15 protein-coding genes are annotated in these 17,180 nt (G+C 66.1%); 10 read left to right on the top strand and 5 right to left on the bottom strand.

Annotated features, from left to right (window positions below; translation table 11 throughout):
• Positions 1–313: 313 nt before the first annotated feature.
• Entirely contained in the window at positions 314–886 is a 573-nt protein-coding gene (locus tag IPJ87_01750; protein ID MBK7940596.1) for an aminodeoxychorismate/anthranilate synthase component II, read from the top strand.
• On the opposite strand, the gene IPJ87_01755 is transcribed toward IPJ87_01750, so the two are convergent.
• Positions 887–3,313, bottom strand: a complete 2,427-nt coding sequence (locus IPJ87_01755; GenBank protein ID MBK7940597.1) for an LPS-assembly protein LptD — start codon at positions 3,311–3,313, stop codon at positions 887–889.
• A 79-nt stretch (positions 3,314–3,392) separates the two neighbouring features.
• Between IPJ87_01755 and IPJ87_01760 the strand changes: the two genes are divergently transcribed.
• The 7 genes from IPJ87_01760 (at position 3,393) to IPJ87_01790 (ending at position 9,449) form a co-directional block, all read left to right on the top strand.
• Positions 3,393–4,592 carry an N-acetylmuramoyl-L-alanine amidase gene (locus IPJ87_01760; protein MBK7940598.1) on the top strand — a complete coding sequence of 400 codons (1,200 nt, stop codon included), beginning with the start codon at positions 3,393–3,395 and terminating at the stop codon, positions 4,590–4,592.
• Positions 4,593–4,601: 9 nt separating this feature from the next.
• A complete protein-coding gene (locus IPJ87_01765) occupies positions 4,602–5,630 on the top strand; it encodes an MCE family protein (protein ID MBK7940599.1) in 1,029 nt (342 codons plus the stop codon).
• Complete coding sequence (locus IPJ87_01770) at positions 5,627–6,949, top strand: (Fe-S)-binding protein (GenBank protein ID MBK7940600.1); 1,323 nt, start codon at positions 5,627–5,629, stop codon at positions 6,947–6,949. Before IPJ87_01765 ends, IPJ87_01770 begins: the two co-directional genes overlap by 4 nt.
• A 23-nt stretch (positions 6,950–6,972) precedes the next feature.
• Positions 6,973–7,398 carry a phosphoheptose isomerase gene (locus IPJ87_01775; GenBank protein MBK7940601.1) on the top strand — a complete coding sequence of 142 codons (426 nt, stop codon included), beginning with the start codon at positions 6,973–6,975 and terminating at the stop codon, positions 7,396–7,398.
• A gap of 49 nt (positions 7,399–7,447) precedes the next feature.
• Complete coding sequence (locus IPJ87_01780; GenBank protein ID MBK7940602.1) at positions 7,448–8,239, top strand: (Fe-S)-binding protein; 792 nt, start codon at positions 7,448–7,450, stop codon at positions 8,237–8,239.
• Positions 8,240–8,745: 506 nt separating this feature from the next.
• Positions 8,746–9,015, top strand: coding sequence for a hypothetical protein (locus IPJ87_01785; GenBank protein ID MBK7940603.1), 270 nt, complete (start codon positions 8,746–8,748; stop codon positions 9,013–9,015).
• Positions 9,015–9,449, top strand: coding sequence for a PIN domain-containing protein (locus tag IPJ87_01790; GenBank protein ID MBK7940604.1), 435 nt, complete (start codon positions 9,015–9,017; stop codon positions 9,447–9,449). The genes IPJ87_01785 and IPJ87_01790 overlap by 1 nt, the downstream gene beginning before the upstream one ends.
• Positions 9,450–9,457: 8 nt before the next feature.
• Here IPJ87_01790 and IPJ87_01795 read toward each other — a convergent pair whose 3' ends face one another.
• Complete coding sequence (locus IPJ87_01795; GenBank protein ID MBK7940605.1) at positions 9,458–12,748, bottom strand: PD40 domain-containing protein; 3,291 nt, start codon at positions 12,746–12,748, stop codon at positions 9,458–9,460.
• A 93-nt stretch (positions 12,749–12,841) separates the two neighbouring features.
• Between IPJ87_01795 and IPJ87_01800 the strand changes: the two genes are divergently transcribed.
• Both IPJ87_01800 and IPJ87_01805 read left to right on the top strand, forming a co-directional pair.
• Positions 12,842–13,339, top strand: coding sequence for a hypothetical protein (locus IPJ87_01800; GenBank protein ID MBK7940606.1), 498 nt, complete (start codon positions 12,842–12,844; stop codon positions 13,337–13,339).
• Between the two features lie 253 nt (positions 13,340–13,592).
• On the top strand, positions 13,593–13,997 hold the full coding sequence (locus tag IPJ87_01805) for a hypothetical protein (protein ID MBK7940607.1): 405 nt from the start codon (positions 13,593–13,595) through the stop codon (positions 13,995–13,997).
• 181 nt (positions 13,998–14,178) lie between these two features.
• Here the strand turns inward: IPJ87_01805 and IPJ87_01810 are convergent, their stop codons facing one another.
• From IPJ87_01810 to IPJ87_01820, 3 genes are read right to left on the bottom strand one after another with little or no spacing between them, the layout of a single operon-like run.
• A complete protein-coding gene (locus IPJ87_01810; protein ID MBK7940608.1) occupies positions 14,179–15,717 on the bottom strand; it encodes a hypothetical protein in 1,539 nt (512 codons plus the stop codon).
• A gap of 59 nt (positions 15,718–15,776) precedes the next feature.
• Entirely contained in the window at positions 15,777–16,331 is a 555-nt protein-coding gene (locus IPJ87_01815) for a DUF4924 family protein (GenBank protein ID MBK7940609.1), read from the bottom strand.
• Positions 16,328–17,011 carry an OmpH family outer membrane protein gene (locus IPJ87_01820; protein ID MBK7940610.1) on the bottom strand — a complete coding sequence of 228 codons (684 nt, stop codon included), beginning with the start codon at positions 17,009–17,011 and terminating at the stop codon, positions 16,328–16,330. The genes IPJ87_01815 and IPJ87_01820 overlap by 4 nt, the downstream gene beginning before the upstream one ends.
• Positions 17,012–17,180 lie beyond the last annotated feature (169 nt).

A 17,180-nucleotide genomic window follows, 5' to 3' on the forward strand; every position in this document is an offset into this window, starting at 1 on the left:
CGCATTTGCCCGTGACGGTCGGAAATATCGCCTCAAGCCTTTTTCCGGTCGTTTGAAGGTACAACGATAGGAGTCCTGGTCCTTCGGCCGACCTTTGCTGCCAGCCAAGTTCCGGCCCGCGTATACCGGTCCGGCCCCACACGGCGCAGAACAGAAACCCGGTAGGGAAGGGCTACGTCAGGAAACAGACAAACCGGCGCACAGTTGGCCCGCCATTCGCACCACGGCTGCCTTCACCTGCTGAATCAGGCTACGGCCATCGGGTTCATCAGTGACGGACGGTGCACCGCCCCCGCACGATCTTCGCCCCGCCGTGCGCATCCTCCTGCTCGACAACTACGACAGCTTCACCTGGAACCTGCACCACCTGCTGGCGCCGCATGCCGAGGTGGACGTGGTGCTCAACGATGCCATCACGGTGGACGAGGCGGCGCGCTACGACCGCATCGTCATCTCGCCGGGTCCCGGCCTGCCGAACGAGGCGGGCATCACCAGGCCGCTGCTGGCGGCCCTCCTGCCCACGCACCCGGTGCTGGGCGTGTGCCTGGGCCTGCAGGCGCTGGTGGAGCTGTGCGGCGGCACGCTCTACAACCAGGCGCGGGTGATGCATGGCGTACCGGTGGACTGCCTGCCGGAGGAGCCGCGCGATCCGCTCTTCGCCGGCCTGCCCGATCGGTTCCCCGTGGGCCTCTACCACAGCTGGGCCGCCGATCCGGACACGCTGCCGACGGACCTGCGCATCACCGCCCGCAGCGAGCACGGCGTCATCATGGCGGTGCGGCATGCGCGGTACCCGGCCTGCGGGGTGCAGTTCCATCCGGAGAGCGTGCTGACGCCGGAAGGGGGGCGGATCATCCGCAACTGGCTCAACGCGCCGTCCGGTTGATCATCGCAACAGGTTGTCGTTGCCGATGGGCCGCGTCCACTGGTAGCGCAGGTCGCGCAGCACGCTGGCCTTCACGTTCAGCTGCAGGCTGATGCTCTGGCGGATGCCGTTGGGGATCCAGTTCACGTTGAACTCCCAGCAGTGCAGGTCCCAGTACAGGTTCAACGAGCTGGGCGTCCATTCACCGGCCACCACATCATAGCCGCTGGACACCCCGAGCTTCCAGTACTTGAACAGGGTGACGTCGCCGTTGAACAGCACGCTCTGGCGCTCCTGGTCCTCGAGGCCGTCCACGTAGCTGGGGTTCAGGTCGTAGCTGTAGTTCACGCTCAGGCGCCACGGCATGTTGAAGTCGATGGCGGCGCCCTTGTTGGGGTCCGACTCGCCCACCACGGGCTGCTCGCCCGGCGCGGCGGGGGCCTGGCCGTAGCGCTTGCTCTTCAGGTCGAAGCCCACGGCCACGTTCATGGCGGTGAGGCGGGCGAGGGCGCCGCTGCGGTCCACCTCGGCGCGTTCGATGCGCTGGCCCTGCGCGTTCACCGCGTAGGGGTCCCACACGCTCACGAAGTTCACGTTCACGCGGTTCAGCAGGGTGGTGCGGGCGCTGAGGTTCACGGGCGACCAGTTGAGCGAGTCGCGGATCCAGTCGTAGCTGGTGTTCAGGCCCACGAAGTCGAGCAGCTTCACCTTGCGGAAGGCCTGCTGGTCCTCCTCGCCCGCCTTGGCGTTGCGCACCTTGGCTTCCAGGCTCTGGATGAGGCCCAGGCCCACCTGGCCGCTCTCGCCCGCGGGCGACGAGCCGTAGATGCCGTTCTGGAAGGGGTTGTAGGTGGAGGCCACGGACCCGTCGGGCGCGAACACGTCCACCGTGGGGTCCAGGTCGGGGCGGTAGCTCAGCCGCACGCTCGGCGTCAGCACGTGCCGCACGGCCTTCAACCAACGGCCGCTGAACTGGTACATGCCGTAAAGCTTGCTCGTCATGGTGGCCGCCGCCACCCAGTCGCCGTTGCGCGTGAAGCCCGGCACCTCGTTGGCGAGCACGGTGTCGCCTTCGGCGTAGTACTCCTGCCGCAGCCGCTCGAAGTACCAGCGCTCGGTGATGGTGAATTCCGGGTTCACCGTGAAGAAGCGCGTCTTGAACGCCGAGCTCAGGGTGGCGCCCTGCCGCACGCCGTTGCGCAGCTCGCGCATCAGGGTGGGCAGGTTGGCCCAGTAGAGCCGCTCCTCGGTGGTGTTCAACTGGTTGTCGAAGGCCAGTGCGTAGGCCACGCCGATCTGCTCGAACCACCGCCCGGTGGACACGCGCCGCTGAAAGGGCAGGATGCGGCTCATGTTGAAGGTGAGCGCCGGCACGGTGAGGTTGAAGGAGCGGTTGCCGGTGTTCTGGGCGTGCCGCAGGTTCACCGCCAGGGTGAAGGGCTTTCCCGGCCACAGGTGCGTCCAGCCGATGTTGCTCTGGAAGGTGTTGCTCAGGTAATCGATCGTGCTGCTGTTGAAGTTGTTGCGGAAGTTGTTGCTGGTGCCCACGTGTACGCTGGCGGTGAAGCGGTCGCTCAGGCTGGCGCGGGTGTCCATGGTGTGGTTCCACTTCACGAAGAAGTTGCGCTGCCGGCTGAAGTCGGGGTAGTCGGGGATGCTGTTGCGCTGCGTGCTGTGGTCCACCTGCAGGGCGCCGTTGTAGCGGTAGCGGGTGCGGTAGCGGGTGCTGGCGCGCAGGGCCCAGCTGCCGCGGCTGTAGATGTCGCCCGTCACGCTCAGGTCGGCGTGCTCGCCCAGCAGCCGGTAATAGCCGCCGTTGAGCAGGAAGAAGCCCAGCGTGGGGCTTTCCCCGTAGGTGGGCATCAGCACGCCGCTGGTGCCGCCGCGCTTGTTGGGGAAGAAGCCGAAGGGGATCGCGATCGGCGTGGGCACGGGCCCCACCTTCATCACGGCCGCGCCGGTGACGATCTTGTCGTCGGGGATCACCATCATGCGGCTGGCGCGGAAGTGGTAATGCGGCCGGGGCCGGTCGCAGGTGGTGAGCAGTCCGCCCTTGCTGTGCACCTCGCCGTCGCCGTGGCGCTTGCTCACCCGGGCCTGCACGTAGGTCTCCTGCTCGCTGGTGCGCACCTCCTTGATCAGCCCCTTCTGCGTGCGGAAGTTGTAGCGGATGCTGTCGGCCTCGATGCGGTGGCCCTCCTGGTCGAAGGCGGGCTTGCCCACCACCGCACCGCTGCTGTCGGGCACACCATGGGCCCGGGCCTCCTCGTTCTTGAAGTGGTACTCGATGCGGTCCGCCGTGAGCGCCACGCCCTTGTACTGCACCTGGGCGGCGCCGAAGAGGTACACGATCTGCTGCTGCAGGTCGTACCGGATGCTGTCGCGGGCGTTGTAGGTCACCGGGGCGTCCAGCGCCTGGCCCAGGGCCGGCGGGCCGGAGGCAACCAACAGGAACGTGATGAAAAATGCGATTTCCCAGGACCGGCCCCGCCGCAGAGCCCCGCTAGTTTCGCGCCCTGTGGGGAAGATGCATCGCGCCGGCGCCATTCGCGGGCCGAAAATAGGGCTTCGCGTCCGGGGGACTTCCCCGGCCGCCAGGGCGGTGGTACGCATCGTGCTGACCGCGTGCGCGGCGCTGCTGCTGCCTGCACGGACCATGCCACAGGGCCCCGCCATGGGCGACGTCAACCGCATCCGCACGGTGGTGCTGGACGCGGGCCACGGCGGCAAGGACCCCGGCAACCTCGGCACCGGGCGCTACAAGACCACCGAGAAGCACGTGTCGCTCAATGTGGCCAAGCTCCTGGGCAAATACATCACCGAGGCCTTCCCCGATGTGAAGGTGGTGTACACCCGCGAGGACGACCGCTTCATCGAACTGCGCGAGCGCTGCAACATCGCCAACCGCGCCAAGGCCGACGTCTTCATCAGCATCCACTGCAACGCCAACGACAACAAGGAACCGCATGGCTGCGAGACCTACGTGATGGGCCTGCACAAGACCGAGGCCAACATGAAGGTGGCGCAGAAGGAGAACGCGGCCATCCTGCTGGAGGACGGGCACGAGCTGAAGTACGACGGCTACGACCCCACCGACCCGGAGAGCATGATCGCCCTGAGCCTGCGGCAGAACGTGCACCTGGACCACAGCCTGCTGCTCAGTGCCCTCATCCAGAAGCAGTTCAAGGACCGGGTGGGGCGGCCGGACCGCGGGGTGAAACAGGCCGGCTTCCTGGTGATCAGCTACACCACCATGCCCAGCGTGCTCATCGAGCTGGGCTTCCTCACCAACGCCAACGAGGAGGACTTCCTGCAGGGCGACCAGGGCCAGGACTACATGGCCTCCGCCATCTACCGTGCCTTCAAGGAGTACAAGGCCACCGTGGAGGGCGTGGAGCTCACCGCGCCGGCGCCCGTGGTGGACACGCCCAAGCCCCCCGTACCCGAGCCGGCCGCCTCGGGCGTACGCTTCAAGGTGCAGGTGGTCACCTCCAGCAAACGCATCGAGCCCACGGCGAAGAACTTCAAGGGCCTGGAGGGCGCGGAGGAGCACCGCGGCAATGAGCTGTACCGCTACACGGTGGGCGACGAGCCTACGCTGGAGCGGGCGCGGGCCGTGCAGAAGCTGTGCCGGGAGAAGGGATACGACGGCGCCTTCATCGTGGCCTTCCGCGATGGCGTCCGGATCGATCTGCAGGAAGCCGTTAAATTCGCCCAGGGCCAATAACGACAGGCATTGCCGAAGCTCAAACGGGAGTACTCCATCGCCCTGATGGTCATCGCTGGAGCGCTGCTCCTGGTCTTCGGCGTCAACTACCTCAAGGGGCTTGACCTGCTGCAGCGGCGCAATGTGTACCACGCCGTCTACACCGACATCTCGGGCATCGCCGAGACCTCACCGCTGCTGCTCAACGGATACAAGGTGGGCAGCGTGGTGGGCACCGACCTGCTGCCGGGCCCCGGCGGGCTCATCGTGGTCTCCTTCCAATTGAACAAGGACGACCTGAAGCTGCCGCGCGACACGCGCATCCGCATCAAGGGCGACCTGCTGAACAAGTGGACCGAGCTGATGCTGGGCGACAGCGCGGTGCTCGCCGAACCGGGCGACACGCTCATGGGCGACGTCACCCCGGGCCTCACCGAGGCGCTGGGCCAGCAGATCGACCCGCTGAAGCGCAAGGCCGAGACCATGCTGGTGAGCGTCGATTCGGTGCTCACCGCCTTCCAGCAGGTGCTGAACCCCAAGGCCCGCAACGACATCGACAGCAGCCTGTCGAGCATCCGGTCCACGCTGGGATCGTTGGACAAGGCCGCCCGGCAGCTCAACGAGCTGATCGCCGTGGAGCGCCAGACCATCAGCGCCACGCTGGGCAACCTGGAGAGCGTGAGCGGCAACCTGCGCGACAACAACGTGCAGATCACCCGCATCCTGCAGAACCTGGACACCACCGCCGCCATCCTGGCCAACGGCAGCATCCAGCGCACGCTGGCCTCGCTGGACAGCACCATGGCCGAGGCGCGCACCATCATGGGCGGCCTGCGCGAGGGCAACGGCACCCTGGGCCAGCTGATGACCGACGACAGCCTGTACCGCAACCTGGAGCGGGCCAGCAACGAGCTGGACCTGCTGCTGGAGGACGTGCGGCTGAACCCGAACCGCTACGTGCATGTTTCCGTGTTCGGGAAGAAGGACAAGCTGCCGAAGCTGAGCGACAGCGACGTGCAACGCATCGGCGACGCGGTGCGCAACGGAACGACGGAATGAGCATCGGGCAGATCGTCTTCGTGGTGCTGCTGGCGGGCGCCGGCGCCTGGTTCGGGCGGCAGGTGATGCGCATCCGGCGCAACATCCTGCTGGGCCGCGATGAGGACCGCACCGACCGGCCGGCCGAGCGCTGGGCCGTGATGGCGCGCGTGGCCCTCGGCCAGAGCAAGATGGTGGTGCGTCCCGTGGCGGGCCTCCTGCACATCCTCATCTACGCCGGCTTCGTGATCATCAACCTCGAAGTGCTGGAGATCGTGATCGACGGCGTGTTCGGCACCCACCGCGTGTTCGCCTTCCTGGGCGGGTTGTACGACGTGCTCATCGGCGCCTTCGAGGTGCTGGCCTTGGGCGTGCTGGTGGCGTGCATCGCCTTCATCGCCCGCCGGGCCGTGCTGCGGCTGCCACGCTTCCATAAGCCCGAGATGAAGGGCTGGCCGTCGAAGGACGCCATGATCATCCTGGTCACCGAGATCCTGCTGATGAGCGCCTTCCTCACCATGAACGCGGCGGACATGGTCCTGATGGAAAGGTCGCCGCATATGGCGGGCTCGTTCCCGGTCAGCCAGTGGATTGCAGCTTGGGGAGGATTTGGCTCTATGAGCTCTGAAACACTTCACCTCATCGAGCGTGCGTGCTGGTGGTTCCACATCATCGGCATCCTCGCCTTCCTCAACTACTTGGTGGTGAGCAAGCACCTCCACATCCTGCTGGCCTTCCCGAACACCTGGTACAGCAAGCTGGAGCCGCGGACGCAGGTGGCCAACATGCCGCGGATCACCGGCGAGGTACGGAGCATGCTGGACCCGGCCGTTCCGCCGCCGGAGCCCACCGCCCCGCGCACCGTGGCCGGCGTGGAGATGCCCGAGCGCTTCGGCGCGAAGGACGTGTTCGACCTCAGCTGGAAGAACCTGCTGGACGCCTACACCTGCACGGAATGCGGCCGCTGCACCAGCGAATGCCCGGCCAACCTCACGGGCAAGCTGCTGAGCCCGCGCAAGATCATGATGGACACACGCGACCGGGTGGAGGAGGTGGGGAAGGTGATCGACGCGAAGGGCAAGTGGGAGGACGATGGCCGGAGCCTGCACGACCGCATCAGCGACGAGGAGCTGTGGGCCTGCACCACCTGCAACGCGTGCACCGAGGCCTGTCCGGTGAACATCGACCCGGTGGACATCATCATGCAGATGCGCCGCTACAAGGTGATGGAGGAGAGCAGTACGCGGGCGGCCCTCACCGGCATGTTCAACAACGTGGAGAACAACGGCGCACCCTGGGCCTTCGGCCCGGACAAGCGCATGGACTGGACCCGGTCCTGATGCCGGCATAGAACGCACGAGCCATGAAGAATCCAACGCTGATCGAGACCACCGAGAACGGCAAGCGGGTGAGCCCCAAGCTGCCGCCGGGGATGAAGAACTTCCTCATCGACATCGACGGCACCATCTGCGAGGACATCCCCAACGAGGAGCCCTGGCGCATGGCGGAGGCCGAGGTGTTCCCCGAGGCCGTGGAGAAGTTGAACGCGTGGTACGACGAGGGGCACATCATCACCTTCTTCACCAGCCGCACCGAGGAGCACCGCGCGGTGACGGAGCAGTGGCTGAACAGGCACGGCTTCAAGTACCACGGCATGGTGATGGGCAAGCCCCGCGGCGGCAACTACCACTGGATCGACGACCGCGAAGTGCGGGCCACCCGCTACGAGGGCCATTTCACCGACCTCGTGGAGCGGAGCGCGACCGTGGAGGTATTCGAGGACCACTGATCGATCGCACCCGCACCCCCGACCCACCGGTCGACCCATGAACCAACCGATGACCGAGCCGATCCGCATCCCCACCATGGCCGACATGCTGGCCGCCGGCGAGACCCCGGACGTGCTGTTCTGGGTGGGCTGCGCCGGAAGCTTCGACGACCGGGCGCGCAGGATCACCAAGGCCTTCGTGCGCATCCTGCACGCGGCCAAGGTGAAGTTCGCCGTGCTGGGCACCGAGGAGACCTGCACCGGCGACCCCGCCCGGCGGGCCGGCAACGAGTTCCTCTTCCAGATGCAGGCGCTGCAGAACGTGACCGTGCTGAACGGCTACGGGGTGAAGCGCATCGTCACCGCCTGCCCGCACTGCTTCAACACCCTGAAGAACGAATACCCCGCGCTGGGCGGCACGTACGAGGTGCTCCACCACACGCAGTTCATCAACGCGCTGCTGAAGGAAGGGCGCATCAAGGTGGAGGGCGGCGATTTCAAGGGCAAGCGGATCACCTTCCACGATCCGTGCTACCTGGGCCGGGGCAACGGCGAGTACGAGGCGCCGCGCGAAGTGCTGCTGAAGCTGGACGCCGCGCTGGTGGAGCTCAAGCGGAGCCGGGCGCACGGTCTGTGCTGCGGTGCTGGCGGCGCCCAGATGTTCAAGGAGGCCGAGCCCGGTACGCGGGAGGTGAACCACGAACGCGCCGAGGAGGCCCTGGCCGCCGCCCCGGACGTCATCGCCGCCGGGTGCCCGTTCTGCAATACGATGCTGACGGACGGCGTGAAGCAGTTCAACAAGGAAGGGGAGGTGAAGGTGTTGGATGTGGCGGAATTGATCGCGGAGGCGGGGGAGCTCTGAGGAAGGGATGGATCTGACCGCGACACGTTTGCGCTCATTCGGGCTTGTCAGCGTCATCCTCATTGGCTCGTGTGGCGTCCCCGGTGCCCGATCTGATCGAACGGATTGTGCGCTGGCTCGGATCGGAAGATTTGAGGACGTTGGAACTCAGGACACACGATACGTGCTGACGAGAACGTGGAATGAGCAGGTCGAGGAACTACCGGCCATAGGGCTTGTCTCGCGTTCCAGGGTGATCTGGTTGGATAGCTGTACATACATGTTGTTCGGGAGAACGGTGCTGACAGGTGATCAGGGGCCGATCAGCTCTTTGGACACACTGAAGGTCTCCATAGTTGATGCTGGTCCTGAAGGCTTCGAATATGAAGCAGTGATCCTTTCCGTCGATTCGAAATTGAATGGAAGGAGGATCAGAGGAAGGCAGGTTCTCCTGAAGTGACTAACGGGGCAAGGTCAATTTGGTCTTGACTACGTATCCGGTTCTTGATTACGTACATTTGATCGCCATGAAGACCAAGCTCACCCTCAGCATCGACAGTGCCAAGGTGAAGCGCGTCAAGGCCTTTGGCCGTAAGCGGAAGAAGTCCGTCAGCGAGCTCGTGGAGGAGATGATCGACAAACTGACGACCGATACGCCGCCCGCAAGGACGTGGAGCCAACGCTGGGGTGGTACCCTGGGGCTCACGACGGCTGACATGAAGCGGGACGACCGCTTCGGAAAATTGGTGAGGAGGGCCACTGCCGCACCGCGGACACGGAAGAAGCAGCGCGCCTGATGCGGATCTTCCTGGATAGCGATGTGATCATCGCGGCGTTGGATGGGAACGAGCTCCAATCATCCGATGCGCAACGCGTGATGGACCTGGTGGAAGCGGGGTCGGTACAAGCGGTCACGACGCCCGTGGTCCTGGCCAATGTGATGCATGTGGTCAGTCAGAAGTGGCGCATCAGCCGCACGCGTGTCGACCGGCCACGGGTCGTTGACGCGATGGAGTCCATACTGGCCTTGGTCAAGGTCGTTCCTATCGGCGAGGCGCATTTTCATGCGTCCTTCAGCAGCAAGTTCGAAGACCTCGAGGACGGCGTTCAGCATTTCGCGGCACTGGACGCCGGCAAGGTCGACGCCATTGTCACCTGCAATGCGAAGGACTTCTCGACCAGTCGGATCAAGGTCTTTGAGCCGGCCGAATTGACCGAACGCTTCGGATAGCGCTGGGGTCAGTCCCCCAACAGCGCCTTCACCGCCGCCTCCAGCTGCTGGTCACGCCCTTGTGAGACCACCCCCGGATCGAGGGGCTGCTTCACATCCGGATCGAGCTGCTGGTTCTCCAGGTAGTTGCCGGTGTTGTCCACCATGCCCACCTGTGGGATGCCGAACCACATGCCGTTCTGCAGGCCCTCCCACCACACGGCGGTGCCGGTGCCGGGCACGGGCATGCCCACCAGCTTGCCGATGCCGAGCGCGCGGTAGGTCACGGGGAACATGTGGGCGTCGCTGTAGTTGCCCTCGCTCATCACCACCACGCTGGGGCGCTGGTACTTGAAGTGCGGTTCGGTGCCGAGCTTCTGCCCGCGCGGCAGGAAGGTCATGTAGGTCTTGCCGTTCAGGAAGGTCGCCAGGTCGTCGTGCAGCCAGCCACCGCCGTTGAAGCGGGTGTCCACCACCAGGCCCTTCTTGTCGTGGTAGCGGCCCAGGGCCTCCTCGTACACGACGCGGAAACTCTGGTCGTCCATGCCCTCCACGTGCACGTAACCGAGCTGGCCGCCGCTGAGGCTGTCCACCAGGTGCCGGCAGCGCTCCACCCAGCGGCGGTAGAGCAGGTCCTGTTCGGCGCCCTCCTCGAGCGGCTTCACGGTCTCCTCCCAGCGGGTGTTGCCCTTGGGGTCGAACAGGCTCAGCAGGGTGGGTTTGCCGCCCTTGCGGTTGAAGAGCTTCGCCCAGTCCATGTCGGCGGTGATGGCCACACCGTCGACCTTCTCGATCACGTGCCCGGCCTTCACCTTGGTGCCCTGCAGCACCAGCGGGCTGCGGTCCATCACTTCGGTGATGCGCAGGCCCGGACCGGCCTCGTTGGCGAAGAAGCAGCCCAGGGTGGCGGTGCGGTCGCCGTTCGGCATCTCCTTCCTGAAGCCGGCGCCGGTGTGCGACGCGTTCAGCTCGCCGAGCATCTCGCTGCAGAGCTCCGCCATGTCGAAGTTGTTGTTGATGTGGGGCAGGTAGCGCTGGTACTCGGCCTTGTACCGGTCCCAGTCCACACCCTGCAGGTCCACGCGGTAGAACTTCTTCTTCACCTGCCGCCAGATGTGCTCGAACAGGTAGGCGCGTTCGGCGCGCTCGTTCAGCACCATTTCGCCGCTGATGCCGACCCCCTTGTTCTCGTTCTTCTCGATGTCGTACCGGTTGATGGCCCCGTTGTTCATGTAGAAGAGCTGCTTGCCGTCCTTGTCCCAGGTGAGGCTGTGGGCCCATCCGTCGCCCATCTTGTTGAGGATCTTGGCCTCGCGGGTGCGGATCTCGTACTGCCACAGGTCGGCGCCCTTCTCGAAGGCGGCGAGGTAGTAGAGCTTCTCGCCGTCCTTGCTGAGCACGGCATCGCTCAGGGCGCTGCTGTTGGGGGTGAGGCGGACCTTTCGGTCGCGGATGCCCTCGAGCTCGATGGTGATGGGCTTCACCTCCTCGGGCTGGCCTTCCTTCGCCTCTTTGTCCTTCTTGTCCTTGTCCTTCTTCGCCTTGTCACCGCCCTTCTCTTCCTCCTCCTTCTTCTTCTTGTCCTCCTCCTCCTTCAGCAGGGCGGCCTCCTCCTTGGAGAGGCGGAAGCGATCGTAGGCCTTGCGGGTGAGGAAGTAGGCGTACGCATCGGCCTCGCCGCCCCAGCTGGCGTGGTTCTTCTGGCCATCGCGCGCACTGAGGAAGATGATCGCCTCGCCGTTCATGGCCCAGGTGGGCATGTCGCCGCCATACCCGCTGCGGGTGAGGTCGAAGATGTCCTTCTTGTCCGCCGTAGCACCGGCGGAGGCGGGGCCGCCTTCAGCGCTCACCAGGCCCACCTGGCCGATCCATTGCTCCTTGTGCAGGAAGCCCACGAGGAACCACTTGCTGTCCGGGCTCCATTCGTACCACTGGTCGCCATCGGCGTAGCTGTAGTTGCGGTCGCCGGGCACGATGACGCGCGTCTGCTTCGAGGCCAGGTTGAGCACCTTCAGGGTGGTGCGCTCCTCCAGGTAGGCCACCTCCTTGCCGTCCGGCGAATAGGCGCATTGGAACTCTTCCGCCGCTGTGCTCAGCAGGGGTTCCTCCTTCAGCACGGTGGCATTGAAGAAGTACTTCTCCTCCTCGCGGGTGAGGCTGGTGGTATAGAGGTCCCAGCTCCGGCCGCGCTCGCTGGCGTACAGGATACTGCGGCCGTCGGGGCTGAAACTGGCGTTGCGCTCCTGCTCCGCCGTGTTGGTGATGCGGCGTGTGGTGCCCTCGGCCACCGAGGTCACGAAGACCTCCCCGCGGTGCACGAACACCACCTCCTTGCCGTTCGGGCTCACCGCGAACTCGTCGGCCTTGTTGACATCGACCGTGCGCTCGGGGTCGTACCGCCCGTCCGTGACGATCCGGATGGGTACGCGGCGGGGGCTGCCGCCATCGGTCATGGTGTACAGTTCGCCGCGGTGGCTGAAGCACAGCATGCCGCCGTCGCTGATGCTCAGGTAGCGCACGGGATGGTCGGTGAAGCGGCTCACCGCAGTGCTCGTCCCGCCCGAGGCGGGCATCTTGTGCACGTTGAACGAGCCGCTCTCCTCGCTGAGGTAGTAGATCGTTCCGCCGTCCTTGCTCCACACCGGGTTGCGGTCCTCGCCGGCGAAGGTGGTGAGCTGCTTGAAGGCGCGGGTGGCCGGGTCGTAGGTCCAGATGTCGCGCGTCACCGAGCTGGTGTGGTGCTTGCGCCAGCTGTCCTCGTAGCCCTTGCGGTCGTGGTAAGCGATGAGGGTGCCGGCGGGGTTGAACCGTGCGCGTTCCATCGCGATCGTGCTCAGCTGCAGGGGGCGGCCGCCCGCGCTGGGCACCGTGTAGAGCTCGCCGAGCCCGCCCACGGGGAATTGTTGGTTCCTCATGTCGTCCTGCCGGTGGCCGTAGATGATCACCTGGGTGTCGTCCGGGGTGAAGTCGGTGGCGGTCTCCCCGCTGCCGTGGAAGGTGAGGCGGGTGGGGGCACCCCCGCCGGCGGGCATCACGAACACGTCGTTGCCTCCATGGCGGTTGCTGGTGAAGGCGAGGCGGGTGCCGTCATGGCTCCACACCGGGGAGTGGTCGAAGGCCTCGTTGGTGGTCAGGGGCGCGGCATCGCCCCCCTCGGCCGGCACACGCCAGATGTCGCCCTGGTAGCAGAAGGCGATGGTGCGGCCGTCCGGGCTGATGGCGGCATTGCGTAGCCAACGTGCGGTGTCCTGCTGGGCGTGGAGCAGGGCGGGGAGGAGGAGGAGCGCTACATGCGCAGCGCGGAGGATGGCACGGTTCATGATCGCAAGGAAAGACGAAAGATCGACGCTTTGCGGTGAACACGGAGCGCACCGGGAGCGTACAGGGGTACGGAACGTTCACAACTTTGCGACATGGAAGCGGCACAACGGACCCGGACGGTGATGGACATGCCTGCGCATGCGCGGGCCTGGGTGTACAAGGCGGCGCGTGATCTCGGGCAGGCCGAACAGCGGCTCATCCGCGAACGCGGGGCGGTCTTCACGGCCACTTGGGCCGCGCATGGGGCCCCGCTGGACGCGTGCGTGGATGTGCTGCACGACCGCTTCGTGGTGGTGGCGGTGGACGAGGCGCAGGCCCAGGCCAGCGGGTGCAGCATCGACAAGAGCGTGGGCTTCATCAAGCAGCTGGAACAGGACCTCAACCTGATGCTCACCGACCGCATGGTGGTGGTGGTGGAGCGTGAAGGGCGCGTGCAGGGCGTGCGTCTGCAGGAGCTGCCCAGCTTGCTCGCCGAAGGGCTCATCGGGCTGGACACCATCGTGTACGACGACCTGGTGCCCACCGTGGGCGACCTGCGCGAACGCTTCCGTGTGAGGCTCGCCGACAGCTGGATGCGTCGTTTCCTCTGATCAGGGCGCGCCGTACACGATCCACACCTTCGGGATCGCCCAAGGGCAGCAGCCCGGTGGCCATCCTCTTCGGCGAGGTCTTGCTCCGCACCATGTTGGATGGCCTGTTGACCTCCGGGACTGAAGTGGAAGCCCGCTGCCGCTCACGCTCGGGCGCCATCTTGATAGCACGCTGGGTGCAAGAAGTTCATCAGTTCTGATGACCGCCGACCGGAGGCGCTCGCCTATCTTCGACCAAGCGACCATGTGTGCCATGAACAAGTTCAAGCTGATCCAATGGTGTGGGTTGGGTGCCCTGGCTTTGATGGCCTCCTCCTGCGGCAAAGAAGCCCCTGAAGTGGACGAGAACTATGAGGGTTTCTGGAAGAGCGTTGATACGGAATGCCGCCCTTGGATGCTCATCGAAGCGAACGGCGATGGCCGTTACTCCGCGAAGTTCAAGGGTGAGTCCTGTAGGCACAACGATGAGCACACGGGGAGGGCGCTGATCCGGAGCGGGGTCCTGCACATCGGCTCCTTCCGGGAGGAGATCACGTTGCCACCGACAGCCATCGACTCCGTGGATGTTCCTGCGAACTGGGAATATGGGCCCGGCCCTATCTGGTCCACGATGAAACTGGAGCTCAGTGGGCTCACGTACTATAAGATCGATATCTAACGGCCGGCTTGGCGGCATTGAGCCAGCTCGATCGCTGATGGCGGCAGCTGCCCACCTTGCTCGCCGATGGGCTCATCGAGCTGGACAACATCGTGTAAGACGACCTGGTCCCAAGGTGGGCGACCTGCGCGAGCGTTTCCGCGTGCGACCGGCCGACAGCTGGATGCGCAGCTTCCCCTGATCAGGGCGTGGTGGCCGGGACCTCCTGTCGGCGCAGGATGTCGTCGCGATCGCTCGGCCGCTCGGCCTCACGCCACGCGAAGCCGGGCAGCATGCGGTCCTCCATCGGCACCTGGTCCACCGGATACAGCACCGCCTCGGGCTGGGTGAGGAAGGTGACGCTGGCCACTTCGCCATCGCGGACGCGCACCAACAGCCGGGCGCAGTCCGCGCGGTTGACGCCCACGACGGTCTTCACGGAGTCCTTCGTCTCCTGGGCGTGGTAGAGGGTTCGGCTGTTGCCTTCGGCCAGCAGGCGGTCCAGTTCGTTGTCCACGAAATGGCCTGTCATGGTGCGGCCGCTCACCTGATCGAAGTGTGTGCTGTCCACCCGGGCCGCCATGAAGGCGTCGCCCTCCGCGAAGAGTCGGTCCACGCGGCCATCGGCGAGTTGGATGCGGATGTGGCGCGCCGACACCTGGTCGCGGCCGCTCCAGAGCACGGGCCGGTGGAACATGCGGATCAGACTGTCGGCCGTGGTGTACACCAGCGTGTCGCACACGCCCTGCAGGTCGGCCCGGTAGAGGCGCACCCCGCGGCGCGCGGTGATGCGGCGCTTGTCCGCCACGGTGTCGGGTGCCGCGAAGAGCGTGTCGGCGTGCAGGAACAGGGTGTCCTCGTCCGACCGGAGCAACAGGCGTGCGCGGCCGGTGACGAAGCTGTGGCCCGTGCGTTGGTCATGGTGGCCGCGGTCGCCGAGCACGGTGGTGCCGTTGGCGGTGTCGGTGGCCACCACGTCGCCCCAGGCCTGGCCGATGCCGTCCTGCCCGTCGTAGTGCACGCTGTCGCCGCTCAGTTGCTGGCCGTCGGTGGTGATGGTGGCGCGCTGCGTGAAGCGGGCCCGGCGATCGCGCGTGTCATAGGTGCCGGCGACGCAGGTGATGCGGCTGTCGCGCTGGGCGATCACCGTGGGCCCGTGGAACTCGGCGGTGGCCGAGGCCGTGAGGTAGTGCAGGGTATCGGCCGTGATGCTGCGTTCGGGATGACGGAGCCGCACATCGCCGCTGAAGATGAACCGTCGCTGCCCGGTGAGGTAGGTGCCCTGACGGCTGGTGAGGGTGTCGCCTTGGCGGAGGCTCACCAGGGTGCCGCCGCCGGTGTACGTGGCGGCGCGCTCGCCCAGGTCGTACACCAACAGCTCGGTGTCCAGTGTGCTGCCCGGATCGGTGAGGCGCACGCCGCCGCTGAGGGCGGCCCTGCGTTGCGCGGCCTCGTACTCCAGCTGGCGCCCGGTGATGGTCAGCGTGTCCCCGTGCAGGATGCGGATGTCGCTGAAGGCCTTCACCCGCTGGTCCTCGTAGAGCCAGGCGCTGTCACAGGACATCACGGCCCCGGCGTGGCGGAAGCGCACATGGCCCTGCAGGCGTTGAGCGCCTGGGGCGATGGCCTCATCGAAGCGCCACACGTCGGCGTTGAGCACCTCGATGCGCGCGGTGTCCTGGGCATGGGCGGCCCCGATGAGGACAAGCGATGCGGTGAGGAGCAGCGGGGCGGAGCGCATGGGGTGCGTGACCGGCGAGGACCGTGCCAGGGAGCGGCCGGTGCGAAGATCGGCGGTGCTCAATTGAGGCTGACGCCGGGCAGCTTCCGCATGTGGCGGTAGTGGGTGCTGAGGGCTTCGAGCAGGGCGCGGATGCGGCCGTCGGCGGCGCTGGTGGCCTCGCTCACCGCGCGCCCCTGGGCCCGCAACAGCATCACGCCGTACAGGCCGGTGAAGCAGGTCTCCACCACGCCCGCGGGCTCTTCGTCCTCACGCTGACGGTTCAGGCTGTCGATGTCCTCGCGCGCATCGATGTAGCGGCGCACATAGGCGGGGTCCTCCAGCACGTTCAACAGCGCGTGGTGCAGCGCCTCCAGGTCGGTGATGGCCTCGGTCACCTCGGGCAGATGGCCCTGGCGGCTCAGGCCCTGCTGCACCATGCGCTCGGCCAGGTCGGTGTACCACGCCTGGGCAAGACGCTTCTGCTCGTCATCCACGTCCATGGGTTCCACCAGCCGGGTGCGGATGGCATCGGGGTCGAACTGCACCGCGCGCAGCACATCCTCCAGGTGCCACATGCGCACCACGTAGGCGGCCACGTTGTCCTGCCGCTCCTGGCGGAGGCGTTCGTTCATGGGGCGGTCGCGGGCTTGGCGGCCGGGGGCTGCTGTGTGGCGCTCGGGCGCGCGTTCCGGTGGCGGGCGTTGAGCCCGGCGATCACCTGCTCGGTGATGTTCAGGGACGGGTTGCCCACCCAGATCTGTCCACCGCTCTGCACGCTGAAGATGTAGTCGTGACCGGCGGCCTTGTTGTAGTCCGTGAGGAAGGCCATGATCTCGTTGCTGATCTCCTCCAACATGCGCACCTCCATCTCGGCCATCTGGCGTTCGCCGCGGGCCTGCATGTCCTGGATGCGGGCCATCAGCGCCTGCACCTCCTGTTCGTCGGCCTTCACCTCGGCCTGGGTGCTGTAGGTGTGGTCCTTGCGCATGAGCTCCTCGTAGCGTCCCTGGGCCTTGGCCAGTTCGCTCTGCAGGTTGCCCTCCAGCCGCTTGCCCTCGTTGCGGAAGGCGTTGCCGCGTTCCTTCACCAGTTCGTAGCGCTCCTGCACGGAGTCCATGAAGAAATAGGCGATGCGGGCGTCCACCAGCGCGCCGGTGTCGGGCGGGGCGATGAGGGCGACGGCGCTGCTGTCCGTGGCGTTCGAGGGGGCCTCGGGCGTGCCGGGCGCGCCGCGGCCGAGCAGGGCCCAGGCGATGAGGGCGGTGAGGATGACGTTCCAGCCGATGAGGATCGGTCCGAGCTTGCGGTCCATGCGGTGCGAAAAAAGAGCGCCCCGGTGCCGGGGCGCTCCAAAGGTAGAGGCTATCTCAAGAATGCTTTTGGACGCGAGCGGGCGGTATTTCGCGACCAGGCGAGGCGCAGGAACCGAGCATGGTCGGGTGCCCTGTGAGGCTTCCTGCAACGAAGCATGGGCGTGAAAG

The sequence above is a fragment of the Flavobacteriales bacterium genome (assembly GCA_016713875.1).
GTDB lineage: Bacteria > Bacteroidota > Bacteroidia > Flavobacteriales_F > PHOS-HE28 > PHOS-HE28.

Excerpts from the sequence above, each read along its gene's own strand:
- IPJ87_01810 (MBK7940608.1), bottom strand. The coding sequence starts at position 15,717 with ATGCGCTCCGCCCCGCTGCTCCTCACCGCATCGCTTGTCCTCATCGGG.
- IPJ87_01760 (MBK7940598.1), top strand. The coding sequence starts at position 3,393 with ATGCATCGCGCCGGCGCCATTCGCGGGCCGAAAATAGGGCTTCGCGTC.
- IPJ87_01795 (MBK7940605.1), bottom strand. The coding sequence starts at position 12,748 with ATGAACCGTGCCATCCTCCGCGCTGCGCATGTAGCGCTCCTCCTCCTC.
- IPJ87_01780 (MBK7940602.1), top strand. The coding sequence starts at position 7,448 with ATGACCGAGCCGATCCGCATCCCCACCATGGCCGACATGCTGGCCGCC.
- IPJ87_01770 (MBK7940600.1), top strand. The coding sequence starts at position 5,627 with ATGAGCATCGGGCAGATCGTCTTCGTGGTGCTGCTGGCGGGCGCCGGC.
- IPJ87_01815 (MBK7940609.1), bottom strand. The coding sequence starts at position 16,331 with ATGAACGAACGCCTCCGCCAGGAGCGGCAGGACAACGTGGCCGCCTAC.
- IPJ87_01775 (MBK7940601.1), top strand. The coding sequence starts at position 6,973 with ATGAAGAATCCAACGCTGATCGAGACCACCGAGAACGGCAAGCGGGTG.
- IPJ87_01790 (MBK7940604.1), top strand. The coding sequence starts at position 9,015 with ATGCGGATCTTCCTGGATAGCGATGTGATCATCGCGGCGTTGGATGGG.
- IPJ87_01805 (MBK7940607.1), top strand. The coding sequence starts at position 13,593 with ATGAACAAGTTCAAGCTGATCCAATGGTGTGGGTTGGGTGCCCTGGCT.
- IPJ87_01820 (MBK7940610.1), bottom strand. The coding sequence starts at position 17,011 with ATGGACCGCAAGCTCGGACCGATCCTCATCGGCTGGAACGTCATCCTC.
- IPJ87_01785 (MBK7940603.1), top strand. The coding sequence starts at position 8,746 with ATGAAGACCAAGCTCACCCTCAGCATCGACAGTGCCAAGGTGAAGCGC.
- IPJ87_01800 (MBK7940606.1), top strand. The coding sequence starts at position 12,842 with ATGGAAGCGGCACAACGGACCCGGACGGTGATGGACATGCCTGCGCAT.